General features: G+C 54.2%; 20 protein-coding genes and 1 pseudogene. 18 read left to right on the top strand and 3 right to left on the bottom strand.

All coding sequences use genetic code 11. The features are described from left to right. Positions 1-260: 260 nt before the first annotated feature. From putP to phoH, 9 genes and pseudogenes are all read left to right on the top strand, one after another. On the top strand, positions 261-1,745 hold the full coding sequence (gene putP, locus BV494_RS06945; protein ID WP_104922199.1) for a sodium/proline symporter PutP: 1,485 nt from the start codon (positions 261-263) through the stop codon (positions 1,743-1,745). A 213-nt stretch (positions 1,746-1,958) separates the two neighbouring features. Continuing rightward, the gene (gene efeU / locus BV494_RS06940) at positions 1,959-2,804 is read left to right on the top strand and encodes an iron uptake transporter permease EfeU (protein ID WP_104922198.1); all 846 of its coding nucleotides are present in this window, start codon (positions 1,959-1,961) and stop codon (positions 2,802-2,804) included. Positions 2,805-2,864: 60 nt separating this feature from the next. Next, the gene (gene efeO, locus BV494_RS06935; protein WP_104922197.1) at positions 2,865-4,004 is read left to right on the top strand and encodes an iron uptake system protein EfeO; all 1,140 of its coding nucleotides are present in this window, start codon (positions 2,865-2,867) and stop codon (positions 4,002-4,004) included. 154 nt (positions 4,005-4,158) lie between these two features. Further along, positions 4,159-5,466, top strand: a complete 1,308-nt coding sequence (gene efeB, locus BV494_RS06930) for an iron uptake transporter deferrochelatase/peroxidase subunit (RefSeq protein ID WP_104922196.1) — start codon at positions 4,159-4,161, stop codon at positions 5,464-5,466. A 172-nt stretch (positions 5,467-5,638) separates the two neighbouring features. Next, positions 5,639-5,971, top strand: a pseudogene (locus BV494_RS26265) (AMIN domain-containing protein); the annotation flags it as partial. A gap of 39 nt (positions 5,972-6,010) precedes the next feature. Continuing rightward, complete coding sequence (locus BV494_RS06925) at positions 6,011-6,799, top strand: N-acetylmuramoyl-L-alanine amidase (protein WP_255414957.1); 789 nt, start codon at positions 6,011-6,013, stop codon at positions 6,797-6,799. A gap of 73 nt (positions 6,800-6,872) precedes the next feature. Next, a complete protein-coding gene (locus BV494_RS06920) occupies positions 6,873-8,135 on the top strand; it encodes a chloride channel protein (RefSeq protein ID WP_226790045.1) in 1,263 nt (420 codons plus the stop codon). Positions 8,136-8,326: 191 nt separating this feature from the next. Then, complete coding sequence (locus BV494_RS06915) at positions 8,327-8,755, top strand: hypothetical protein (protein WP_104922194.1); 429 nt, start codon at positions 8,327-8,329, stop codon at positions 8,753-8,755. Positions 8,756-8,818: 63 nt separating this feature from the next. Next, positions 8,819-9,607, top strand: coding sequence for a phosphate starvation-inducible protein PhoH (gene phoH / locus BV494_RS06910; RefSeq protein WP_104922193.1), 789 nt, complete (start codon positions 8,819-8,821; stop codon positions 9,605-9,607). A gap of 88 nt (positions 9,608-9,695) precedes the next feature. Here the strand turns inward: phoH and chaA are convergent, their stop codons facing one another. Further along, positions 9,696-10,796: a sodium-potassium/proton antiporter ChaA gene (gene chaA, locus BV494_RS06905; RefSeq protein WP_104922192.1), complete on the bottom strand. Its 1,101-nt coding sequence runs from the start codon at positions 10,794-10,796 to the stop codon at positions 9,696-9,698. A gap of 771 nt (positions 10,797-11,567) precedes the next feature. On the opposite strand from chaA, the gene BV494_RS06900 reads away from it, so the two are divergent. The 9 genes from BV494_RS06900 to BV494_RS06860 all read left to right on the top strand — a co-directional run bounded on the left by BV494_RS06900 (position 11,568) and on the right by BV494_RS06860 (position 22,122). Beyond that, entirely contained in the window at positions 11,568-12,257 is a 690-nt protein-coding gene (locus BV494_RS06900; RefSeq protein ID WP_104922191.1) for a gamma-glutamylcyclotransferase, read from the top strand. A 303-nt stretch (positions 12,258-12,560) separates the two neighbouring features. Further along, positions 12,561-14,129 carry an ABC transporter substrate-binding protein gene (locus tag BV494_RS06895; RefSeq protein WP_104922190.1) on the top strand — a complete coding sequence of 523 codons (1,569 nt, stop codon included), beginning with the start codon at positions 12,561-12,563 and terminating at the stop codon, positions 14,127-14,129. Then, positions 14,129-15,181, top strand: a complete 1,053-nt coding sequence (locus BV494_RS06890; protein WP_104922189.1) for an ABC transporter permease — start codon at positions 14,129-14,131, stop codon at positions 15,179-15,181. Before BV494_RS06895 ends, BV494_RS06890 begins: the two co-directional genes overlap by 1 nt. Before the next feature lie 21 nt (positions 15,182-15,202). Then, positions 15,203-16,066, top strand: coding sequence for an ABC transporter permease (locus tag BV494_RS06885; protein ID WP_439958380.1), 864 nt, complete (start codon positions 15,203-15,205; stop codon positions 16,064-16,066). Beyond that, on the top strand, positions 16,056-16,961 hold the full coding sequence (locus tag BV494_RS06880; RefSeq protein WP_226790044.1) for an ABC transporter ATP-binding protein: 906 nt from the start codon (positions 16,056-16,058) through the stop codon (positions 16,959-16,961). The genes BV494_RS06885 and BV494_RS06880 overlap by 11 nt, the downstream gene beginning before the upstream one ends. Beyond that, on the top strand, positions 16,954-17,631 hold the full coding sequence (locus tag BV494_RS06875; protein WP_104922187.1) for an ABC transporter ATP-binding protein: 678 nt from the start codon (positions 16,954-16,956) through the stop codon (positions 17,629-17,631). The genes BV494_RS06880 and BV494_RS06875 overlap by 8 nt, the downstream gene beginning before the upstream one ends. A gap of 355 nt (positions 17,632-17,986) precedes the next feature. After that, on the top strand, positions 17,987-19,564 hold the full coding sequence (locus BV494_RS06870) for an ABC transporter substrate-binding protein (RefSeq protein WP_104922186.1): 1,578 nt from the start codon (positions 17,987-17,989) through the stop codon (positions 19,562-19,564). A gap of 134 nt (positions 19,565-19,698) precedes the next feature. Next, positions 19,699-20,346 (top strand): DUF998 domain-containing protein, encoded by a 648-nt coding sequence (locus BV494_RS06865; RefSeq protein ID WP_104922185.1) that lies wholly within the window; start codon positions 19,699-19,701, stop codon positions 20,344-20,346. Between the two features lie 72 nt (positions 20,347-20,418). Then, on the top strand, positions 20,419-22,122 hold the full coding sequence (locus BV494_RS06860) for a chloride channel protein (RefSeq protein ID WP_104922184.1): 1,704 nt from the start codon (positions 20,419-20,421) through the stop codon (positions 22,120-22,122). A 15-nt stretch (positions 22,123-22,137) separates the two neighbouring features. On the opposite strand, the gene BV494_RS06855 is transcribed toward BV494_RS06860, so the two are convergent. Together BV494_RS06855 and BV494_RS06850 are read right to left on the bottom strand one after the other, a co-directional pair. Then, positions 22,138-23,157, bottom strand: coding sequence for a transporter (locus BV494_RS06855; protein ID WP_104922183.1), 1,020 nt, complete (start codon positions 23,155-23,157; stop codon positions 22,138-22,140). Between the two features lie 332 nt (positions 23,158-23,489). After that, complete coding sequence (locus BV494_RS06850; protein WP_104922182.1) at positions 23,490-23,891, bottom strand: putative holin; 402 nt, start codon at positions 23,889-23,891, stop codon at positions 23,490-23,492. Between the last annotated feature and the right edge of the window lie 55 nt (positions 23,892-23,946).

Raw genomic sequence — 23,946 nt, 5'->3', positions numbered from 1 at the left:
TATCCCAAATGTTAAAACATTTGAAATGTGGCGATCACTCAACCAGTATCGCGACCGACAGTTAATTTGAATAAAAACCACATTAAGTACGCTGAAAAAGAAAAAAAATGGAGAGTCATGCTGCATCCTTCGCGGGTTTCAGCCATCATCTCGCCCCGGCATGATTCTGGCCGTCCTTGTTGATAAAGGACGTCAGGACAGACAGATGCCGGCCTGCAGTGCAAACACGTATCGCAAAAAATAAGAAAGTGGAGAAGGACATGACAATGAACACACCGATGGTGGTGACGTTTTGTGTTTATATTTTCGGGATGATTTTGATAGGGCTCATCGCGTATTTACGGACCAAAAACTTTGATGATTATATTCTGGGTGGCCGCAGTTTAGGCAGCGTGGTGACGGCACTTTCCGCCGGTGCTTCGGACATGAGCGGCTGGTTATTAATGGGGTTGCCGGGTGCGATTTTTCTTTCCGGTATTTCCGAAAGCTGGATTGCCATCGGTCTCACGATTGGCGCGTATCTGAACTGGAAACTGGTGGCGGGGCGCTTACGCGTTCACACCGAGGCCAACAATAATGCGCTGACGCTGCCGGATTACTTCACGCACCGCTTTGAAGATTCCAGCAAACTGCTGCGTATTATCTCAGCGATTGTGATTCTGGTGTTTTTCACCATTTACTGTGCTTCCGGCATTGTGGCCGGTGCGCGTCTGTTCGAAAGCACCTTCGGGATGTCTTATCAGACCGCGCTGTGGGCGGGTGCCGCGGCAACCATCATTTATACCTTTATCGGCGGTTTTCTGGCGGTCAGCTGGACCGACACCGTGCAGGCCAGCCTGATGATTTTCGCGCTGATCCTGACACCGGTGATCGTCATTCTCGCGGTTGGTGGCATAGACAGTTCAATGATGGTGATTCAGGCGAAAAACCCCGAATACACTGACATGTTCAAGAACATGAATCTGGTGGCGATCCTGTCGCTGCTCGGTTGGGGCCTGGGGTATTTCGGTCAGCCGCATATTCTGGCGCGTTTCATGGCCGCTGATTCACATCACACCATCCGCAGCGCACGCCGTATCAGCATGACGTGGATGATTCTGTGTCTGGCGGGCACCATCGCCGTAGGATTCTTCGGGATTGCGTATTTCAGCAATAACCCGGCGCTGGCAGGCAATGTGACGCAAAACGGTGAGCGCGTGTTCATCGAGCTGGCGAAAATTCTGTTCAACCCGTGGATTGCCGGGATCTTGTTGTCTGCCATTCTGGCGGCGGTGATGAGCACCCTGAGCTGCCAGTTGCTGGTGTGTTCGAGTGCGATTACTGAAGATTTGTACAAAGCGTTCCTGCGTAAAGGCGCAAGCCAGCGTGAACTGGTGTGGATTGGTCGCGCGATGGTTCTGGTTGTCGCGCTGGTGGCGATTGCGCTGGCCGCCAACCCGGAAAACCGCGTGCTCGGCTTAGTCAGCTACGCCTGGGCAGGATTTGGTGCGGCATTCGGGCCGGTGATCCTGATTTCCGTGATGTGGAAACGCATGACCCGCAACGGCGCACTGGCCGGAATGGTGATCGGTGCCGCCACGGTCATTCTTTGGAAAAGCTACGGCTGGGCGGAACTGTACGAAATCATTCCCGGCTTTATCTTTGCGTCACTGGCCATCTGGATTGTCAGCCTGATGGGGCGTAAACCTTCCGTGGCGGTTGAAGAACGCTTCAACGCCGCCGAAGCGGAATACAACACCATCTGATTTTCCCCGCGTTATCGTGTTAAACCGGGATCGTCCTGATCCCGGTTTTCTGTATTTTTGTGCGCATTTCCCCGGCAGGTCTCAAAAAGAGGTGGTCACCTCTTGTATTTCTTTTCCCAAGAATGATAATCAATATCGTTTCTTTTTACCTTTCTTTACAGAGTCCTTACGCATCTGTCAGTTTTCAGAATTCAGGGTTCGGGAGTTTCCGCTATGTTCGTTCCGTTTCTTATTATGTTTCGCGAAGGGCTGGAAGCCGCGCTGATTGTCAGCCTGATCGCCAGTTACCTCAAACGGACGCAGCGCGGGCAGTGGCTCGGTGTGGTCTGGATTGGTGTATTTATTGCGGCCGCACTGTGTCTGGCGCTGGGGCTGTTCATCAACGCCACCACCGGCGAGTTTCCGCAAAAGCAGCAGGAGCTGTTTGAAGGCATCGTGGCCGTCGTGGCGGTGTGCATTCTGACCTACATGGTGTTCTGGATGCGCAAGGTGTCGCGTTCCATCAAAGTGCATCTGGAAGGCGCGATTGATAACGCGCTCAATTCCGGCCGCGGGCAGGGCTGGGCGCTGGTGGCGATGGTATTTTTCGCCGTGGCGCGTGAAGGGCTGGAATCGGTCTTTTTCCTGCTGGCGGCGTTCCAGCAGGATGTCGGCATCGAAGCCCCCATCGGCGCGTTGCTCGGTCTGGGCGCGGCTATTGTGCTGGGTTTCCTGATCTACTACGGCGGCGTGAAGCTGCATCTGGCGAAGTTCTTCAAGTGGACCAGCCTGTTTATTCTGTTCGTCGCAGCAGGTCTGGCCGCCGGGGCTATCCGTGCTTTCCACGAAGCCGGTTTGTGGAACGGAATGCAGGATATTGCCTTCGACCTGAGCGGCGTTTTGTCCACGCATTCTCTGTTCGGCACCTTGCTCGAAGGGATGTTGGGTTATCAGGAAGCGCCGACCGTCAGTGAAGTCGCGGTGTATTTCCTGTACCTGATCCCCGCGCTGTTCCTGTTCTTTATGCCTCAGGGAAAATCAGCCGTCGCGGCTCCGGCCGGACAAAAAACACAACGCTGATTTTTAACAATATTATTGTTCATACATTCTCTTTTCACACAGTTTGTCACGGAGTGGTACATGTCATATTCATCCCCGCTGTTTCGCCGTAAAGCTTTACAGGTCGCGCTGCTGTCACTGCCCGCTTTTGCGCTGAGCGCTAACGTGCTGGCGGCTGATGTCCGTCAGGTCAAAATTGCTGTTAACGACAAACAATGTGAACCGATGGCGCTGACCGTGCCCGCCGGTAAAACCCAGTTTGTTATCCATAACAACAGCCAGAAAAACCTGGAATGGGAAATTCTGAAAGGCGTGATGGTGGTGGAAGAGCGTGAAAACGTAGCGCCGGGCTTCACGCAGAAAATGACCGCCAATCTGGAACCGGGCGAATACGACATGACCTGCGGTTTGCTGAGCAATCCAAAAGGCAAACTGACCGTGACGGCGGAAGGCGCGGCGACCTCCGCAAAACCTGACGCCATGGCGCTGGTGGGCCCGATTGCGGAATACAAAGTGTATGTGACGCAACAGGTTGCCGAACTGGTTTCTCATACCAAAGCGTTCACGGATGCGATTAAGAAGGGCGATCTGGTGAAAGCGCAGGCGCTGTATGCATCAACCCGCGTTTACTACGAACGTATCGAACCGATCGCCGAACTGTTCTCTGACCTCGACGGCAGTATCGATGCCCGTGAAGACGACTTCGAGAAGAAAGCCGAAGACCCGAACTTCACCGGTTTCCACCGTCTGGAAAAAATCCTGTTCGCCGACAAAACGACAAAAGGCACTGAGCCGTTTGCTGACAAGCTGTATGCCGACACTGTAGATCTGCAAAAACGTATTTCTGAGCTGACCTTCCCGCCGAGCAAAGTCGTGGGCGGTGCGGCAGGCCTTATCGAAGAAGTCGCGTCGAGCAAAATCAGCGGTGAAGAAGACCGTTACAGCCGCACCGACCTGTGGGACTTTCGCGCAAACCTTGATGGCGCGCAGAAAATCGTGAACCTGCTGCGTCCGCTGCTGGAAAAAGCCGACAAACCGCTGCTCGAAAAAATCGACGCAAACTTCAAAACCGTGGATACCCTGCTGGATAAATACAAAACCAAAGACGGTTACGAGCATTACGAAAAACTTTCCGACGCTGACCGTAATGCGATGAAAGGGCCGATCACGACGCTGGCAGAAGATCTGGCCAAGCTGCGTGGCGTTCTCGGTTTAGATTGATCTTTGCTCCCTCCCCTGCGAAGGGGAGGGCTGGGGTGGGGTATTAATGGATACACTGTAGTCGCCTGCAATACCCCCTCCCAACCTCCCCCTTAGCAGGGGAAGGAGCAAGACCCCACCTTTTCGCAGGGGTGTTTACCTTTAAGGCAGAGCAATGAGCAATAAAAACGATAATAAGTCCGGACAACAGGACGCGACTTCTTCTTCACGCCGCCGTTTACTGAAAGGCGTGGGATTGTTAGGCGGGGCATTTGCCCTCGGCGGCGCGGCCAGTGCGCAGGCAGAAAAAGCACCAGGTGCCAAAAAAGAGTACACACCCGGCACGGTTTCTCCCGATGAACGCTGGGGCAAGCAGCCTTATTACGGCGAGCATCAGGCGGGGATTTTAACGCCGCAGCAGGCGTCAATGATGCTGGTGGCGTTTGATGTTCTCGCGACGACCAAAGCTGATCTCGAGCGTCTGTTCCGTCTGCTCGATACGCGCTTTGCGTTTCTGACTACCGGCGGCACAGCGCCTTCGGTGGATCCGAAGTTTCCGCCAATGGATTCGGGTGTGATGGGCGCGGAAATCTACCCGGATAACCTGACCCTGACGCTTTCCGTGGGCGATTCACTGTTTGACGAACGCTTTGGTTTAGCCGCTCACAAACCGCTGAAATTGCAGCGCATGGCGCGTTTCCCGAATGACTCCCTGGATGCCAAACTCTGCCACGGCGATTTGCTGTTACAGATTTGCGCCAATAACAGCGACACCGTGGTTCACGCGCTGCGCGACATCATCAAGTACACGCCGGATTTGCTCAGCGTGCGCTGGCGTCGCGACGGCTTTATTTCGTCCCACGCTGCGCGCAGTCAGGGTAAGGAAACGCCGATTAACCTGCTGGGCTTTAAAGACGGCACGGCGAACCCGGATGCCAAAGATAAACCGCTGATGGATAAAGCCATCTGGGTGACTGCCGATCAGGGCGAACCGGGCTGGACGACCGGCGGCAGCTATCAGGCGGCGCGTCTGATCCCGTTCCACGTCGAGTTCTGGGACCGCACGCCGCTTCAGGAACAGCAGACGATTTTCGGCCGCCACAAAGCGACCGGTGCGCCGCTGGGCATGGAAAAAGAGCACGATGTGCCGGATTACAGCAAAGACCCGGAAGGGAAGGTGATCCCGCTCGATGCGCACATTCGTCTGGCGAATCCGCGCACCAAAGAAACCGACGATAACCTGATGCTGCGCCGTGGCTACAGCTATTCGCTGGGCGTGACCAATTCCGGGCAACTGGAAATGGGGCTGCTGTTTGTCTGCTATCAGCATGATCTCGAGAAAGGTTTTCTGGCGGTACAAAAACGCCTGAACGGTGAGCCGCTGGAAGAGTATATCCGTCCGGTCGGTGGCGGTTTCTTCTTCACACTGCCGGGCATCAAAGACGAAAATCACTATCTGGGGCAAACCCTGATCGAAGCCTGAGTTGTTTTCCTCCTCCGTCACGCACGGAGGAGGAACATTGCCTGTCACCTTTTTTACCGTTCGTTACCGAATTCACGCCCTGTTAATACTCCCGCGCACTCCTGAAAACGTCAGTAATGTCATCATGATAAATCGTTAACGGCGTTATCACGATGCCTGCCCTGAGACTGTTATGACCATCAACTATTCCCGCAGAAAACTGCTGATTTTCGGCATCGGCCTGTCGCTGACGTCACCGCGTCTGTTTGCTGCACAAAAGGCGGTGCGCGTTTCGCTGACGTCAGACGCGCGCCAGATTACCGTATCCTTGCCCGCCGCCGATAAGCGCAGCCGCGTATTTATGCTCGGCGCACCGGAACGGGTGGTGATCGACATGCCGGTGGCGTCATTTCCGCCTGAACTGGAACACGCACTGACGGTGGTTCGCCAGAAATTCCCGTGGATTGAAGAAGGGCGCATCGCCCATTTCAGCCCGGATGTGGCGCGCATCGTGCTGACGGTGAAGGGCAAACCGGTGATCACGCGCACGACAGAAAATGGCGTGATGAAAGTGTCTGTGACGGAAGAGGGTACCGCTGCACAAACGGCGGCGCAGGCTTTGCCCTTAGCCACCCAGGCACCGCTGGCGCCAAAAAAACTACTGGTGATGATTGACCCCGGCCACGGCGGGAAAGACCCCGGTGCGATTGGCAATGAAGGGACGTATGAAAAACACGTGGTTCTGCATATTGCTAAACGGCTGCAAACGTTGCTGGATCAACAGCACGGCATTCATGCGGTGCTGACCCGCCAGGATGACGTGTTTATTCCGCTGTATCACCGCGTCAGTCTGGCGCATCAGCACGAAGCCGACCTGTTTATCTCCATTCACGCCGACGGATTCACCAACGATCAGGTGTCCGGCGCGTCGGTTTTTGCGCTGTCAGAACACGGTGCGGGCAACGCAATGTCGCGCTATCTTTCGCAGAGCGAAAACAGCGTGGATGTGCTGTATGACAATGATTTTAAAACCGACGATGAATACCTGAAAGAAACGCTTTTTGATCTCGATCAGCATGAAACCATTCACCGCAGTATGGATTTTGGCCGTCATCTGGCGTCTAACATTATCAAGGTGCATCACATGCACAGCCCGCATCCCGAGCAGGCCGGTTTTGCCGTGCTGAAATCCCCGCGCATTCCGTCGGTGCTGGTGGAAACGTCATTTATCACTAATAAGCAGGAAGAAAAACTGCTCGGCGAGCCGGTCTTTCAGGAGAAAATGGCCAGGGCGCTGGCGGACGGCATTAACAGTTATTTCCTCAACGAAAAGAAAAATAATTTGCTGAGCTGACGTGCGGTTTAACTGATGTTTTGTAAGCTGTTTAGAGAATCCCAATATCTGACCAAACTGCGGAGTAGCAGCGTTGAATAATCCCGAAATTTCCAGCCCGTTATGGCGGCTGACGGCCGCGACATTGTGTACCGGCGTGTTAGCCGGTCTTGGCGGCATGATGCTGGCGCTGATCCTGCACTACATCCAGCATCTGGCCTTCGGCTACAGCCCGGATTTTATCATCAGCAGTGAAAGTTTTTTGCAGGGTGTCAGCGAGGCGACGCGCAGCCGGCGGCTTATCGTGCTGATTATCTGCGGCGCGATTGCCGGTACAGGCTGGTGGGCGCTGTACCGCTGGGGAAAACCGCTGGTGAGCATCGCCGCCGCAGTGAAAGCGGATAACCCGCGTATGCCGTTTGTCAGCACGACGATCCATGCCTTGCTGCAAATCATGACGGTGGCGCTCGGTTCGCCGCTCGGGCGTGAGGTCGCGCCGCGTGAAATCGGTGCGGTCAGCGCAAACTGGCTGTCGCTGCGCTTCAGGCTGACGGTGCGCGAAACGCAAATCATGGTTGCCTGCGGTGCAGGCGCGGGGCTGGCGGCGGTGTATAACGTCCCGCTCGGCGGCGCGGTGTTTGTGCTGGAAGTGTTACTCGGCGCATTCCGCTGGCCGCTGTTGCTGCCTGCGATCGCGACATCTTCTATTGCCGCGCTGGTGGCGTGGGCAGGGCTGGGTAACGAATCGCAATATCACCTGATGCAGCTGAACACTACGCCCGCCTTGCTGGTCTGGTCAGCGGTCATGGGGCCGGTGTTTGGCGTTGCCGCCTACGGATTTACGCGGATGACCAACCGGGCGAAAGCGCAGGCTCCGCGCGATGCGCGTCTGATTATCTATAACCTGCTCAATTTTGCGTTTATCGGCATTCTGGCGGGCTGGCTGCCGCAATTGCTGGGCAACGGCAAAGGCCCGGCGCAGCTGAGTTTTGATAATCAGATTACCGTGGCGCTGGCCGCCACCGTGCTGATCGGGAAACTGGTGATTACCTGGAGCACATTACGCGCCGGTGCGCAGGGCGGGTTGCTGACGCCAGGATTATCCAACGGCGCATTGCTGGCCTGTATTTTGGGGGCGCTGTGGAATATTTACTGGCCGGGAACGTCACTGGGCGCATTTGCCATTATTGGCGCGGCGGCATTTCTGGCGTCATCAATGAAAATGCCCATTACCGCCATTGTGCTGATTATGGAGTTCACGCGGGTGGATCATGACTTCTTAATTCCGATCCTTTTTGCCGTCAGCGGGTCGGTCGCCTCCCTGACTTTATGCAACAAAATCACGGATAAAAAATAAACAGAGAGAGGATCTGAAAAAGATCCTCCTGATCCTATTGACGCCAGTCACAAATTTTTTTACATTTTGGTAACGCAAATGTTTCAGCTGTCATTATACTGAAATTAACTGGCGGTAGTTTTAAAGCGGTACGGTATCAGTTTTCACGAGGTGTCCGGCAACTGCCGTTAATAACACTGCGGGGAGCGCGAATGGTAAAGTCCATGTTTGGGCTGTTGAATGAAAATAACATGCTTCACCCACTGACTCGTTGTTGTCGCGTAAAAGCAAACGAGGGCAAGGCCTCCGACTCTCCAATATCAAGCCAAATTTTTTCAGCGTATTCCTACCGATTTTTACTGAAGTTATCATCCACGCTACAACAACCCTGTTCTTTAACTGACTCTTTCATCCCTTTTAAAACAACTGCGAAACGCAATGGCTTTTATTCTGGCAATTTCACTGTGCGGGTCAGCGGTTTGTCATTATCGACAGGTTTATTTTCAACTGATATGACAATGCCTCCTTGTGAACAGAAAGCAGCCAAGAGATTATCTCTTAATCGCTTTGGTCTATTTTCCTCTTCACGATATTCAATGGCTGTACTTGGTCTAAAAGGAGACCAAAACCTCATTTGTTAGTGAAACATAACCGTGCGGGCATAATGCCTTAGCGTTAAGTGAATCAAACTGTAAGGTGCCACTATGGGAAGACAGAAAGCAGTGATCAAAGCTCGCCGTGAAGCCAAACGCGTCATTCGTAGCGATTCACGCAGTCACCGCCAGCGCGAGGAAGAATCTGTGACGTCATTAGTACAGATGGGCGGTTTGGAATCGATTGGCATGGCTCGCGACACCCGCGACTCGTCCGCCATCGAAGCCCGTACCGAAGCTCAGGGTCATTACTTATCAGCCATAGAGAATAAGCAGCTAATTTTTGCCACGGGTGAAGCCGGTTGCGGCAAAACATTTATCAGCGCTGCGAAAGCGGCAGAGGCATTAATTCACAAAGAAATCGACAGGATTATTGTTACCCGTCCGGTATTGCAAGCCGATGAAGATCTCGGTTTCCTGCCCGGCGATATTTCAGAGAAATTTGCACCATATTTCCGTCCGGTCTACGACATTCTGTTACGTCGTCTCGGGTCTTCTTTCCTGCAATATTGTTTGCGGCCGGAAATAGGGAAGGTTGAAATTGCGCCATTCGCTTATATGCGCGGGCGTACTTTCGAAAATGCGGTGGTTATTCTGGATGAAGCTCAGAATGTCACGGCCAGTCAGATGAAAATGTTCCTGACGCGTCTCGGTGAAAACGTGACGGTTATAGTTAACGGTGATATTACCCAGTGTGATTTACCACGTGGAGTTGTATCGGGGCTCAGCGATGCACTCTCGCGCTTCGAGGAAGACGAGATGGTCGGCATCATTAAGTTTGGTAAACAGGACTGCGTCCGCTCTGAGTTGTGCCAGAGAACGCTGAATGCTTATTCGTAAATAACCTTTACATCGCAACATCGTAAAATGATAAAGGCCGCTCCTGTGAGCGGCCTTTCTTATGGGTGTTTCCTGCAATGATGTCTGTCTACAACATAATAATCATCATATACGCGCAGAATAACGCCAGGTGCGCTGTGCCGTTAAGCACATTGGTACGCCCCGTCGAGAAGGAAATCTGGCACAAAATCAGCACCGCCAGCATGACTACGATGTTTGCCGGATCCAGCCCGAAAATTAAGTTCTGACCCGTCAGGGTGGCGATCACCGTAACCGCCGGAACGGTCAGGGAAATGGTCGCCAGCACCGAACCGAAGAACAGATTCATCGCGCGCTGTACCTGATTTTTCAGCACCGCTTTTAACGCGCCCAACCCTTCAGGGGACAAAATCAGCAGCGCCACCAGGAAACCGGTGAACTGTGCAGGCGCGTTCAGTTCGGTCAGCAGGCTTTCCAGCGGATTCGCGTTGAATTTGGTGACGGCAATCACCAGCACCAGATGGACCAGCAGCCACAACGTGTGCGTCAGATTGCTTTTAGAAGAAGGCTTTCCGTGGCCGTCTTCTTCGCCTTCATCTTCGTGTTCGTAGATAAACAGGCTCTGGTGCGTTTTGGTCTGAATCAGCAGGAAAACGCCGTACATGGCGGCGGAAATCACCGCGACAAACAGCGCCTGTGGCGTACTGAAGTTGCCGCCCGGTAAGGCCGCAGGCAGAACCAGTACGATCACCGCCAGCGGGAAAATCGCCATCAGATACTGTTTGATGCCGCCGAGATTGACGTATTGCGTCGCAAATTTACGCCCGCCAAGCAGCAGGGCGACACCCACCAGACCGGCGGTAACGATCATGATGATGGAGAATAATGTGTCACGCATCAGCGCGGGCGCGGCGTCACCGGTTGCCATCAGGGCCGAAATCAAACTGACTTCGAGGATGACCACTGAAAGGCTGAGGATCAGAGAACCGTAGGGTTCGCCGAGGCGGTGTGCCAGTACGTCGGCGTGACGCACGACGCTGAAGGCGCTGGCGAGAATACCGACCAGCGCGATTAAATTGATACCAATAACGGAGGCGAAGTTACTGCTGTTGCCCCAGAAGATGAGAACAATCAGGGCGGCAATCGGGAAAATCAGGGAGTATTCCTGATGGCGGGTTTTGGTTTTAGGATGTTCCTGTGAAGACACCATGATGATTATTCTCCTTATAAACGCTCACGAAGTAACAACCGCCTGTCCCCGGTTGTCAGTAAAATGCATAGCAGCATAAAAATGTAACTCATTAAGTATAGTAGATAAATTAATCTGTTAACAGAAAATAATTGATGTTAGTCATTGAAAGTTCATTGAGTTAGTGTTTGTAGAGGGATAATTTGCATTAACTGGGTTTTTTTCTTTACTTAATTTTGATTGTTAAAAAATTAATATCATAAATAACAGTAAATTAAATTAAGTTATGTGTTTAATGGCAGTAATGCGTCAGTTTATGTAAATCATCGCCATCTCTGCAGGGTTGGGACGTGATTTTTTGCGTTTTTTACCCTGAAGAACTGAAAAATGCCGTTTTATCCGGCAGGACCCCCAGAGCGTAGCAGTCAGACGGATGATTGTCCGCAGATGCGCGCACAATCATCGTGACGAACCTGAACCTGTACGACATGACCCGCATAAAAAAGGTCGATCAGGAAAAATGACACCTCAAAAAGTCAACATTCTTACAATGTTCACAAAATAATCACTTTATTTTCGTTTTGTGATCACCCGCAACCTTGATTGCAACGACAGAAACGAATAAGGTTCCAGTAAGCACGGGAATACTAAACTTCCTAATAATTTGGCTGGCGGCCTCAGGTTAGCACCGGGATCGTCCGATAATACGAATAACTCGCACCCACGACAGCGGAGAACACAGCGTTAACAGCATGGCATGTTCAAAAGTAAGGGGTACAGAAGGGGGAATGAATGTTAACTCGAGATTTCCTGCGTAACGCAGATTGTAAGACAGCATTCGGCAGTATCGATGAATCGATGCTACTGACCCCTGAACAGCGCGCTGCCTCCCTGAGTTGTACTCTGGCGCGACGCCCTGACAACAGTCCGGTGTGGATTTTCGGCTACGGTTCCCTGATGTGGAACCCGGTCTTTGATTCCGATGAGGCGCATCCAGCCACGTTGCACGGCTATCACCGCGCATTCTGTTTACGTCTGACATCCGGGCGCGGCACTCATGCGCAGCCGGGGCGTATGCTGGCGCTGCGTGACGGTGGCAGGACCACCGGTCTGGCATTCCGTCTGCCGGAAGAAAAACTGCATGAAGAACTTGAGCTGCTGTGGAAACGCGAAATGGTGACCGGCTGCTATCGCCCGACGTGGTGCGGGCTTGATCTCGATGATGGCCGCAAAGTCACCGCGCTGGTGTTTATCATGGATCCGTCGCATCCGCAGTATGAAGCCGATACCGATTATCAGGTCATCGCGCCGCTGATTGCCCAGGCCAGCGGGCCGCTCGGGACCAACGCGCAATATCTGTTTGCCCTGGAAAAAGAGCTGAACAATTACGGTATGCGCGACGACTGCATGAGTGAACTGGTTAAACAGGTCAGAATGCTGCTGTCGGTTTCACCCGGTTTTGATGTCCCCGGCCTGAGTTAAAAAACCAATACATGACGACGGGCTGCACTGCGCAGCCTTTTTTTTGCGTCTTTTCTGCAACCCTCTCCCTGGTAACCTCTGATTTTACCCTTCTTCCTTACCCATACACACAAAGGGAGTATTTTAACGCTTTTTGTCCAGTAACATTCCCCGCCAGCCCCCGTTCCGGCGCTTTAATAACCTAACAGATAACGTTATGCAAAATATGCATAACGATAGTATTTATCAGACTTTCTGGTAGCTTGAAGAAACTTTACACTGATGCAACGTTAGCAATTTCGCTACTTTGGAGAGTCTGTCTTGATGAAAGCTTTATTACCGTCCGTCCTGTTTACGGCTATTGCGGCTACTTTCTCTGTGCAGGCTGCGACGCCGCCGGATACCCTGGTTATCGCGCAATCCATTGATGACACCTCCAGCTTTGACCCGGCGCAGGGTTTTGAGCTGACGACGGTTCAGGCGTTCAACAACCTTTATCAGCGTCTGGTGCAGTCAGACCCGAAAAATCCTATCGATTTAAAACCGACGCTGGCGACCTCCTGGGAAGCGGGCAAAGATAACCGCAGCCTGACGTTCACGTTGTCTCCGAAAGCCGTTTTCGCCAGCGGTAATCCGCTGAGCGCGGATGACGTGATTTTCTCGCTGTCGCGCGTGGTGAAACTGAACCTCGAGCCGTCGTTCATTCTGACGCAACTGGGATGGACCGACAAAAACGTCGATACTTTCCTGACCAAAATTGATGATCATCACGTCAAAATCAGCTGGAGCGCCGATGTCAGCCCGTCATTCGTGCTGAGTCTGCTGTCTGCACCGGTGTCTTCCATCGTTGACAGCAAACTGGTGAAAGCCAATGCCACCGCTGACGATCTGGGCCATCAGTGGCTGAGCAACCATTCTGCCGGTTCCGGTCCGTACCAGATCCGTAACTATATCCCGCATGAAGTGGTGATTCTTTCCGCGAACCCGACCTCACCGGAAGGCGCGCCGAAGCTGAAAACCATTCTGATTAAAAACGTGCCGGATCCGGCTGCACGTCGTCTGCTGATTGAGCAGGGCGATGCGGATATTGCGCGTAATCTCGGTTCCGACCAGATGGCGGCGCTCGAAGGCAAAAAAGGCGTGAAGCCGCTGGCGGTGCCTTATGCGTCACTGTATTTCCTGCAATTCAACGCCAAAGCCTCTCCGGCGCTGGGCAACCCGGCCTTCTGGGAAGCGGCGCGTTACCTGTTCGACTACAACCACATCGCGCATGATCTGATGAAAAATCAGTTCCAGGTGCATCAGGCCTTCCTGCCTGAAGGCTATCTGGGCGCGGTGAATGACACGCCGTACACCTATGATCCGGCCAAAGCCAAAGCGATTCTGGCCAAAGCGGGCCTGACAAACGTCAGCTTCACGCTCTCCACGTCGAACCAGCCACCGTATCTGGACATCGCGCAGGCCTTGCAGGCCAGCTTTGCACAGGGCGGCGTGACCGTGAAACTGGATCCGGGTTTAAGCCAGCAGATCTCCACCAAAGTGAAATCACACGATTACGACGCGTACATGTCTTCGTGGGGCCCGGATTACTTTGACCCGAACACCAACGCCTCTGCGTTTGCGTTTAACCCGGAAGACGGCAGCAAAACGCTGGCATGGCGTGCCAACTGGTCAATTCCTGCGCTGAACAAACTGACGCTGGCCGCTATTGCAGAGCCGGATCAGGCGAAACGCGTGGCGGATTACCGTCAGCTGCAACTTGAAGTGCAGAAAAACTCACCGTTTGTCGTCGGTTTGCAGGCCAAAAGCCTGATTGCCGTGCGTGACAACATTAAAGGATATGTTCAGGGCATCAACCCGGACATGGTCTTCTACAGCAAGGTCACTAAGTAATGACAGACAGTTCAACGCCCGCCGGATTCGTCCGGCAGGGTTGGCGCTGGTCAGGCCGTTTGCTGACCGGCGTGATTTCGCTGGCGCTGACGTTGCTCGGTTTACTGGCGTTCACCTTTACGCTTTCCCATCTTGCCCCGATAGACCCGACGTTGCAGGTAGCGGGCGATCACGCCAGTGAAGCCACCTACGCGCAGGTGCGGCGCGATCTGGGGCTGGATCAGTCGGTTCCCGTGCAGTTCGCCAGATATCTGGATCACCTCGCGCATGGGGATATGGGGATTTCCCGTATCACTGCTCAGCCGGTCGCCAGCGATTTGATGCGCACGTTTCCGGCGACGGTAGAACTGGCGACCTGTTCCATTTTACTGGGCGGCACGCTGGGGATTTTGCTGGCGCTGCTGGCGGTGTGGAAACCCGGAAGCTGGCTGGACAACATCGCCCGGCTCGTCTCGCTGCTCGGCTATTCCGTGCCGATTTTCTGGTTAAGTTTGCTCGGCCTGCTGCTGTTTTACGCCGTGCTGCACTGGGCGGGCGGCCCCGGACGGCTCGACGATTTGTACATGTACACCATGACGCCGCGCACCGGTTTTGTGCTGATTGATACCTGGTTGTCCGGCGACCGTGACATGTTCTACAACGCGATCAGCCATTTATGGTTACCGGTGACGGTGCTGGCGATGCTGTCGATGGCGGGAATTACGCGTCTTTTGCGTGCATCCATGCTGGGCGAAATGAACAAAGAATACGTGATTCTGGCGCGCTCAAAAGGTGCGGGCAGGGTGCGCGTATTGCTGTGCCACGTCTTCCCGAACGTGCTGGGCACGCTGATTACCGTGCTCACCTTGTCTTACGCCAGCCTGCTGGAAGGGGCGGTACTGACGGAAACGGTGTTTGCCTGGCCGGGCGTCGGACGTTACCTGACCACTGCGCTGTTTGCGGCGGATACCCCGGCCATTCTCGGCGCAACATTGCTGATCGGCACCTGTTTCGTGCTGCTCAATGCGCTGGCTGATGCCCTAACTTATTTGCTCGATCCGCGAACCCGGTAGTTTTAGCTTATGACACAACACATGATCCCCGAACAACCGACGCAGGTTGAGGCCGAGACGAACGTCTGGAAGCCCGCGCGCCGCATCACCGCGCTCTCCATCGGCCTGGTGCTGGTGGCGATTCTGGTGCTGACCGCGCTGCTCGCCCCGCTGCTTGCGCCGTTTGACCCGAATATTCAGCACATCGAATTACGCCTGCTGCCGCCGTCCGGCGCGCACTGGCTGGGCACGGACGGCTTTGGCCGCGACCTGCTTTCCCGTGTGATTTACGGCGCGCGTCCGACGCTGCTGCTGGTGTCGCTGATCCTGATCCTGACCATTCCGGTGGGGCTTCTCATCGGCATCAGCGCCGGTTATATCGGCGGCTGGTACGAGCGTATTCTGATGCGTCTGACCGACATCGTAATGTCATTGCCGAGTCTGGTCATGGCGCTGGCGCTGGTTGCTATTATGGGGCCGGGGCTGATGAACGGCGCGCTGGCGCTGGCCTTTACCAGCTGGCCGCCGTTTGCGCGTCAGGCGCGGGCGGAAACGCTGGCGCTGCGCCGCAGTGATTATCTGGCGGCGGCGAGAATGCAGGGCATCGGCGGTTTGCGCCTGATGTTCGGCCATATTCTGCCGCTGTGTCTGCCCAGCGCGGTCGTGCGTGCGGCGCTCAGCCTCGGCGGCATCATTCTGGCGTCTGCCGGTCTGGGTTTCCTTGGCATGGGCATTCAGCCACCGACTGCCGAATGGGGCTCGATGGTTGCCGAAGGCAGTAAAGTGATTTTCGACCAGTGGTGGGTAGCGGCTGCGCCCGGTGGCGCAATTCTGTTTGCCAGCCTGGCTTTCAACCTGCTGGGCGACGGCCTGCGTGACAAAATGGATCCACGACATGGCAACTGATGCTCAAACGCTTCATCAGCAACACAATCATCAAAAAACGCAGCACACCGACCGGCTGACGGCGAAAGATCTCACCATTTATCTGCCGGGTGAACGCCCGCTCGAGCTGGTGAAATCGCTTTCCCTGAGCGTCGGGCAGGAACGTGTGGCGCTGGTGGGAGAATCGGGTTCCGGTAAATCCCTCACTGCGCGTGCTTTGATGGGTTTACTGCCACACCCGTGCGAACTGCGCGCCTCACAGCTGACGCTGGGCGAACACGATCTGACCCGGCTGAAAGAACGCGAGTGGAGCAAGCTACGCGGCAACCGCGTGTCGATGGTGATGCAGGATCCGAAACACGCGCTGAATCCGACGCAGAAAATCGGCAAACAGGTGGAAGAACCGCTGCGTCTGCACACGCGTCTGGGCCGCAAAGAGCGGCAGGAAAAAGTCGCCGATATGCTCAACGCCGTCGGCCTGCCAAATCCGGCTTTCCTGCAACAGCAATATCCGCATCAGCTTTCCGGCGGGATGGGGCAGCGCGTGATGCTGGCGATTGCGCTGATCAACGATCCGCAATGGCTGATTGCCGACGAACCTACGTCCGCGCTGGATTTCGACATGCGCGAACAGGTGCTCGGGCTGATTGAACGGCTGGTGGAACAGCGCAACATGGGACTGATTCTGATCAGCCACGACCTGCAACAGGTTGCACACTATTGCGAGCGTGTACTGGTGATGTACAAAGGCGAGTTGCTGGATGAACTGCCGGCAGACCAGCTGGCGCAGGCCACGCATCCGTACACGCACACGCTGTGGTCATGCCGTCCGAGCAAGTTTACGCACGGAGAGCGCCTGCCGGTGCTGGATCGCGCACTGCTGGCGTCACTGAAAAAGGAGCCTCGCCATGAGTGAAATCGTTGCGAAACTGGACAAACTGAGCGTTTCGCACCGTCAGGGCCACGACGTCCGTACCGTGGTGCATAACGTCAGCCTGACGATCAACAAAGGCGAATGTTTCGGTCTGGTCGGGCCGTCAGGTTGCGGTAAATCCTCATTATTGTGGGTGCTCGCCGGGCTGAACGGAACCTGGGACGGCAGCCTGACGCTGCTGGATCACAACGTGAAACCGGGCAAACCGTTTACCGGTAGCCTGCGCCGCGACGTGCAGATGGTGTTTCAGGATCCGTATGCCTCGCTGCACCCGAAACACAAGTTGCTGCGCACACTGGCGGAGCCGTTGAAAATCCTCAAAGAGCAGGATATCGAACAGAAAATTGCCGAAGGTTTCCGTCAGGTCGGGCTGGATCCGGCGATGATGAACCGCTATCCGCACCAGCTTTCCGGCGGCCAGCGCCAGCGCGTGGCGATTGTTCGCGCGCTTTTGCTCAAACCCAAACTGCTGTTGCTCGATGAACCGACCTCCGCGCTGGATATGTCGGTACAGGCGGAAATTCTCAACCTTCTGAATGACCTGAAAGCGACCAGCGATCTGACCATGATTCTGGTGAGCCACGATGCGGATGTGATTGATCATATGTGTGATCGCGCGGTGCATATGGCGAAAGGGTACGTGTTGAGCTGAAGCTTGAGCCGCCGTGCTTGTTTAAATTCAAGGTCAAATTCAAAACCGTGGGCGTCGGCATAAGGTCATTTTTCAGATCAACACTGAGCCGCCTTGCTCCTCCCCCTGCGAAGGGGGAGGTCGGGAGGGGGTTTAGCAGGCAACTGAGCAGCTATAACCAACACCCCATCCCGGCCTTCCCCTCGTGAGAGGGGAAGGAGCAAAATCCGTCCTGCTGTTTTTTCTCATCAAGTCTGTTTAAGTCTTCTTAATCTATTTTATTAAAATACATAGCTTTATTTCATGGTTCTGGCCTTGCTGCTGCACCTCTACACTCGAAAAAAAACTGTCTTTTCACCTGTGGAGATCGACCTCAATGAAAGTACGTGTTCCTTCCCTGTTATTCCTGCTGATGATGGCCGTGACCCGCGTGGATGCGGCGACGCCAAAAGATACGCTGGTCGTCGCGGGTTCGCTTGAAGGCATTATCAGCCTCGATCCGGCGGAAAGTTTTGAAACCGTCAGTTCCGGCAATCTGGTTAACCTTTATCAGCAACTGGTGCAGTCTGACCGGCAGCATCCCGATAAGCTCGACCCGGACGCCGCTGCGAGCTGGCAGCCGGGGCCGGACGCGCACAGTCTGATCTTCACCCTCAAACCGGGCCAGAAATTTGCCAGCGGCAATCCGGTGACGGCCGACGATGTGATTTATTCGTTTACCCGCGTGGTGAAACTCAATAAAAGTCCGTCGTTTATTCTTGGTGAACTGGGCTGGACGCCGGAAAACGTTGAAGGCAATCTGAAAAAAATCGCTGACGATAAAGTCCAGCTCAGCTGGCCGGCCGATATCGGCAGCGGGCTGGTGCTGAGCATTCTTTCCGCGCCGGTCGCAGGCATTGTGGACAGCAAACTGCTGAAAGAGCACGTCGATCAGAACGATTTCGGTAACAGCTGGCTGCGTTCACGTTCAGCAGGCAGCGGCGCATTTGAAGTCCGCAGCTATGTACCGCACGAAGCGCTGATTCTCAAACGTAACCCGAACGCCAGGCCGCTGGCGAAGCTGGAAAATGTGCTGTTTAAAAACGTGGGCGATCCGTCCACACGCCGTCTGCTGGTTGTGAATGGCGATGCGGACGTGGCTTACGATTTGGGCGCTGACCAGTTCAGCTCGCTGCAAAAAGAGAAGGGCGTTCACGTCGCACAGTTCCCGGCGGCCAAAGTGTTCTATCTGGCGTTTAACGTCGGCGATACCACGCAACCGGCGCTGGCAAACCCTGCGCTGTGGGAAGCGGCGCGCTGGCTGGTGGATTATCAGGGGATTTCTACTGACCTGCTGAAAGGCCAGTACGGAATTCATCAGACCTTCCTGCCGGACGGTCTGGCGGGCGCAATTGACGATCAGCCGTTTAAATACGATGTCGCCAAAGCCAAAGCGATCCTGAGCAAGGGCGGGATTGCACCGGGTACCAAAATCGATTTAATCGTGATCAACCAGCCGCCGTATTCTGATATTGCGCAGGCCTTGCAGGCCAGCTTTGCCAAAGCGGATATCAATTTAGTGGTGCATCCGCTGGTGGAAAGCGACGTGCTGACCCGTATGCGTGCGCATAAATTCCAGTCGATCTTCACCTACTGGGCCGCGGATTACCTCGACCCCAACACCAACGCCAGCACCTTCGCTTATAACGTGCCAAACGGCCCGAAAACGCTGGCGCAACGTATTCAGTGGGTGATCCCGGAAATCAGCAAACAAACACGTGCGGCGGCGGCGGAATCGGATCCGACCAAACGCAAAGCGCTGTACGCCGATTTACAACGCGAACTGCAAAAGAACTCGCCGTTTGTAGTGGCGCTGCAAAGTAAATTGCTGGTGGCCATCCGCGATAACGTGAAAGGCACAAGCCAGAACGTGGCGGGCAGCCAGTTGTATCTGGATACGGTGACGAAGGAATAAGATCGCCAGGGGATAACACCGGTTGTTATCCCCGTTCAGCAGGATTTTGAGCGCGCCATTCAGCGTTAAAAATGCGAAGCCTGAAGTTATTTTGTCCTAGTATTATCTCATTCCCCGAAAGTCTTAAGGCTTCAATGCAAATCAACCTGATATGGCAAAAAACCGGCGCGGTGTGTTTTGCCCTCGGCGGTATTCTGTATTTACTGGCGGAAAAAATCAGTTCCACGGGCTGGCGCGATCCTGTCTATTCTTATCTGCAAAATTACATCAGTGATTTGGGCATTGCCTCGTGCGGCATAACGCCCGACGGCAGGAATATTTGCTCGCCGCTGCATAACGTGATGAACGCCGGTTTTGCGGTGGAAGGGATCCTGTTCTTTATGGCCTGCTGGCTGTTACGCCCAATATTTAACGGTGCGGGTCGACACGTATTTCTCTTTTCCGGCCTGCTGCATGGCATTGGCGGCGTGCTGATTGCGCTGTTCCACAGCGGTGGCAGCACGGGTGGCGTGACGCTCCATCAGGCAGGCGCGGTGCTGGCGATTGCGGGCGGCAATGTATGTTTGCTGTCGGCGGGCTGGATGAAACGTCGCAGCACAGGATGGTGGAAGTTTTCACTTTTCAGCCTGATTTTGGGCTGCCTCGGGCTGGTCAGTATGGTGACGATTTCGTTCGACCTTCTGCCTACTGGTTTTATCGAGCGGATGTCCGTTTATCCCATCACGTTATGGCAGATATTCACCGGACTCTGGATCCTGACGTTCAGAACGCAACGCGCGTAAAAACCAAAAATTTCACCGTTTCGTTGTAAATTGATACTCTTACCCCGCCAATGTTCAGACCACTGAGACCCTATGAGCCTGAAAGCCCTCAATCTTGAATCCCTGCAAAAGAGCGACCTGATTAATTTGCTGATTGCCATTCCCGCCGGGATTGTCGCCGCGCTGGTCACTATTGCGTTTCGTGGGGCGATTTCGGGCATCAACGGTCTGATGTTTACCGACGGCAGCGATATCACCAAGGCGTTCAGCGAATATCCGCGCATAGTCTGGCCGCTGATTACCACGGCGGGCGGCGTGATCGCCGGATTCATTTTGCTGTGGGCGCTGCGCCATGAAAGCAAACACGGCAAGATGCCGGATTATCTCGATGTGATTGACCAGCGTTTACCGGGGATCCCGGTGGTCAGTACGTTGCTGCGCGGGTTGTCGTCGCTGGCGAGTATTGCCAGCGGCGGTTCTATCGGACGCGAAGGCGCGATGGTGCAGCTTTCCGCTCTGAGCGGCAGTTTACTCGGGCGTTTCTCGCGTTTTCAGGGCGTGCATCAGTCCGACATTATCGCGATGGCCGCCGCGGGCGGGCTGGCGGCGGTGTATCACGCGCCTTTCGCCGGTGCGTTGTTTGTGGCTGAAATCGCGTTTGGCGTGACCGCCGTTCAGCGGCTGATCCCGCTGTTCATTTCCGCGTCGGTGGCGGTACTGACCGTGCGTTCCCTGACCGATTACGCGCCGCTCTATCTGTATTCTTCCGTGTCGTTCAGCCCGTCGTTTGGCGCGATTTTCACCGTGCTGTTTATCGGTGTGGCGACGGGCATTCTCGGGCCGTTATTCATTTCATCTATCGATAAAGTCCGTGAATGGATGAAACCTGTTTCCCATCCGGCGCTGCGCCTCGGGCTGGGTGGTCTGGGCGTCGGGCTGGTGGCGATGGTCTCGCCGCTGGTGCTGGGCAACGGTTTTGAAGTGATTGATTTAATCCTCAATAACGGCGATTTACAGACGCCGCTGCTGATGTTGCTGGTGCTGAAAATCGTGGCGACGGCGATCACCATCGGTTCCGGTGCGGTCGGCGGTTTGTTTACGCCGTCGCTGCTGATCGGCGCGGCGGGCGGGGCGCTGGTGTGTACTTTCCTGCAATGGCTGGGGTTTGATCCCGGTCCGGTCGGTCTGTATGCCGCCATCGGCATGAGCGCGCTGCTGGCGGCAACCAGCCATGCGCCGCTGATGTCGATCATGATGGCGTTTGAAATGACGCTCAACAGTTCGCTGTTGTTCCCGCTGATGCTGGCGACGGCTATTTCTTACGTGGTCGCATCACGGCTGAAAGTCGGCGGAACCTATCCGGTGCTGGCGCGGCACAACGCGCGCTTCGCCGCCAAAAATGCGTTTGAATACAGCACGGTGGCCTCGCTGATTACGCCGTGCTCAAAAATGTACGTCGACGCCACGCTTTCGCAAGTGGTGAGTGAGGGGCTGAAACAGCGCACGCGGTATGTGTACGTGGTAGACAGAGAGGAGCGTTTTCTCGGCGTGGTGCCGACTAACGTGGTTGCCAGCGGGATCATTGACGGCAGCCTGAAAGCCGACAGCGTAATTGACCCGTTCATTGAACAGGAATTCACCACGCTCTTTCAGCACGCCAGCTACGAACAGGCCTGGGCGATGTTCAGCAATTCGCCGCTCGAACGCCTGCCGGTGCTGGAAAACGCTGAATCACGCCGCTTGCTGGGCGTGATCACCAAAGCTGCATTGCTTAATAAAGCCAAAGACTTCCTGTAAGCGCCGCGCCGCAAACTAACCGTCGTCGCGGCGCTTAAACGCGTACCAGCCCGCCAGCAGGGTGAATAACCCGACAATCACCACCAGAAGGATAAAACCGTGGTGATTGCTGGCGAGCGGAATTCCCCCCACGTTCATGCCGAAAAAACCCGCCACAATATTGATGGGCAACGCCAGCACGGTAATGACGGTCAGCACGTAGAGCGTCCGGTTACTTTGTTCCATCTGGCGCGAGGTGATCTCTTCCTGAAGCAGTCGGATACGTTCGGTCAGCGCAATCAGGTCATTGAGCACAACGGAAAACTCTTCGGCAAACTGACGTAAATCCTGCACCACGCCGGGCGCAATCCAGCCCGGCGGGCGGTTGAGCAGACGAAAAAGCGCCGTCGGTTCCGGGGCGAGTAAACGCTGAAAGCGCAAAAGCATCCGCCGCAACCGCCCCAGATTGGCGCGGTTCTTTTTCACGTGATGACTGAGCAGGCGTTCTTCGATGGTGTCCACGTACTGATTGGCGCGGCGCACGATTTGTTCCAGTAAATCTTCCTGTTCTTCCAGCAGATGCACCAGCAGCGCGGTCGGTGAACCAATGTTCAGCGTTTCCAGCCGCTTAAACAAACGCTCGATCAGCCTGACCGGTTTGTGCCGCGCCGTCACCACCAGTTGCTGATGGCAACTGAGCCACAGCGTAGACGTTTCATCGCTGGTTTCGTTGGGGTGAAAAATCACGTCGTTGAGCACGGCGAGCAGGGTGTCATCAAGCCGTTCGATGCGCGTACTGCGCGACCCTTCGCGGATTTCCTCAAAGAAAACCTCGCCGACGGCAAAGTGTTTCTTCAGCCACTTTTCGGACATGGCGTGGTTGAGATTGACGTGGATCCAGACAAATCCTTTTTCGTGACAGATCTCCTGATAGGCCTCCTGTACCTGTTTGGAAGAAACGCGTTCGGGTTGCCTGTCGGGGCGAAAAACGAAGCCGTAAATCATACCGGTTACTTCATCGTTGAAATTTAGTACGGCGGGTTTTTCTGTCTGCATGAAGAGATTCTGGTGGCTAAAAACAGGTGTCCCCATTACGCCAGCAATCCGGATAAATACAATAACCAGACTGCTAATTTCACAATTCTGTCATATTCCCCGCGCCTTATCCCCCATTTACCCGCCCGGCCTTAAATCTGACTGGTTTCTTAAAGTTTTTTATTTTAATTGATAATAATCAATGATTTATATCAGATATGCCAGTGTCTCTTCGGGAGGGGTGTACGACTATCGACAGGGCAGATGTGACTAAGGCGATGGTGTGAAATGATGTATTGTTCTCAGAACCCACTGGGTTTTGTTCGTTAAATAGGTTTTAAGGTCAGAGGTAGTTATTTCCACTTTATTTTTTTTAGTTGTTCTATTAAAGATTTTTGTTCTTTAGTCCGGGCTGTAAATACCATTAAAACCCTTACAGCAGACGCCGAGGCAACCATCGCGCCAATCGGTTTCCCCACGAATAAGTGCTGAGGTAAAATATTGCTAATCACTTCCGCGGTGAGATCTGATGCCATAACGCCCACTAAAAATGAGACCTGAAACAAAAAAAAACGTTTCCAGACAGAGAACTCAACGGCAGAAAAAACAAATACGACGGCTCCGGAGAAAGCGCCCATCATCACATTTGAGTCAGAGTTATTTTGATATTCGAAGAGTGCAAGAGAATGACTAAGTATTATCCCCCATTGTTTTGTTTTCAGTAGAACATCAACATAAAAGCTGTCGTTCATCATCTTATCTCCCGATAAGTAAATTGATATTGCGTCATATTAGGTTGACCATTTTTAC

The organism is Rahnella sikkimica (assembly GCF_002951615.1).
GTDB classification, from domain to species: Bacteria; Pseudomonadota; Gammaproteobacteria; order Enterobacterales; family Enterobacteriaceae; genus Rahnella; species Rahnella sikkimica.
Note: the sequence above shows the minus strand (reverse complement) of the source record. Positions and strands in the feature narration are given on the sequence as shown.

What these genes read in the sequence shown, in the direction of transcription:
- putP (WP_104922199.1), top strand. Translation starts at nt 261, where the DNA reads ATGACAATGAACACACCGATGGTGGTGACGTTTTGTGTTTATATTTTC.
- efeU (WP_104922198.1), top strand. Translation starts at nt 1,959, where the DNA reads ATGTTCGTTCCGTTTCTTATTATGTTTCGCGAAGGGCTGGAAGCCGCG.
- efeO (WP_104922197.1), top strand. Translation starts at nt 2,865, where the DNA reads ATGTCATATTCATCCCCGCTGTTTCGCCGTAAAGCTTTACAGGTCGCG.
- efeB (WP_104922196.1), top strand. Translation starts at nt 4,159, where the DNA reads ATGAGCAATAAAAACGATAATAAGTCCGGACAACAGGACGCGACTTCT.
- BV494_RS06925 (WP_255414957.1), top strand. Translation starts at nt 6,011, where the DNA reads ATGAAAGTGTCTGTGACGGAAGAGGGTACCGCTGCACAAACGGCGGCG.
- BV494_RS06915 (WP_104922194.1), top strand. Translation starts at nt 8,327, where the DNA reads ATGGTAAAGTCCATGTTTGGGCTGTTGAATGAAAATAACATGCTTCAC.
- phoH (WP_104922193.1), top strand. Translation starts at nt 8,819, where the DNA reads ATGGGAAGACAGAAAGCAGTGATCAAAGCTCGCCGTGAAGCCAAACGC.
- chaA (WP_104922192.1), bottom strand. Translation starts at nt 10,796, where the DNA reads ATGGTGTCTTCACAGGAACATCCTAAAACCAAAACCCGCCATCAGGAA.
- BV494_RS06900 (WP_104922191.1), top strand. Translation starts at nt 11,568, where the DNA reads ATGTTAACTCGAGATTTCCTGCGTAACGCAGATTGTAAGACAGCATTC.
- BV494_RS06895 (WP_104922190.1), top strand. Translation starts at nt 12,561, where the DNA reads ATGAAAGCTTTATTACCGTCCGTCCTGTTTACGGCTATTGCGGCTACT.
- BV494_RS06890 (WP_104922189.1), top strand. Translation starts at nt 14,129, where the DNA reads ATGACAGACAGTTCAACGCCCGCCGGATTCGTCCGGCAGGGTTGGCGC.
- BV494_RS06885 (WP_439958380.1), top strand. Translation starts at nt 15,203, where the DNA reads ATGATCCCCGAACAACCGACGCAGGTTGAGGCCGAGACGAACGTCTGG.
- BV494_RS06880 (WP_226790044.1), top strand. Translation starts at nt 16,056, where the DNA reads ATGGCAACTGATGCTCAAACGCTTCATCAGCAACACAATCATCAAAAA.
- BV494_RS06875 (WP_104922187.1), top strand. Translation starts at nt 16,954, where the DNA reads ATGAGTGAAATCGTTGCGAAACTGGACAAACTGAGCGTTTCGCACCGT.
- BV494_RS06870 (WP_104922186.1), top strand. Translation starts at nt 17,987, where the DNA reads ATGAAAGTACGTGTTCCTTCCCTGTTATTCCTGCTGATGATGGCCGTG.
- BV494_RS06865 (WP_104922185.1), top strand. Translation starts at nt 19,699, where the DNA reads ATGCAAATCAACCTGATATGGCAAAAAACCGGCGCGGTGTGTTTTGCC.
- BV494_RS06860 (WP_104922184.1), top strand. Translation starts at nt 20,419, where the DNA reads ATGAGCCTGAAAGCCCTCAATCTTGAATCCCTGCAAAAGAGCGACCTG.
- BV494_RS06855 (WP_104922183.1), bottom strand. Translation starts at nt 23,157, where the DNA reads ATGCAGACAGAAAAACCCGCCGTACTAAATTTCAACGATGAAGTAACC.
- BV494_RS06850 (WP_104922182.1), bottom strand. Translation starts at nt 23,891, where the DNA reads ATGATGAACGACAGCTTTTATGTTGATGTTCTACTGAAAACAAAACAA.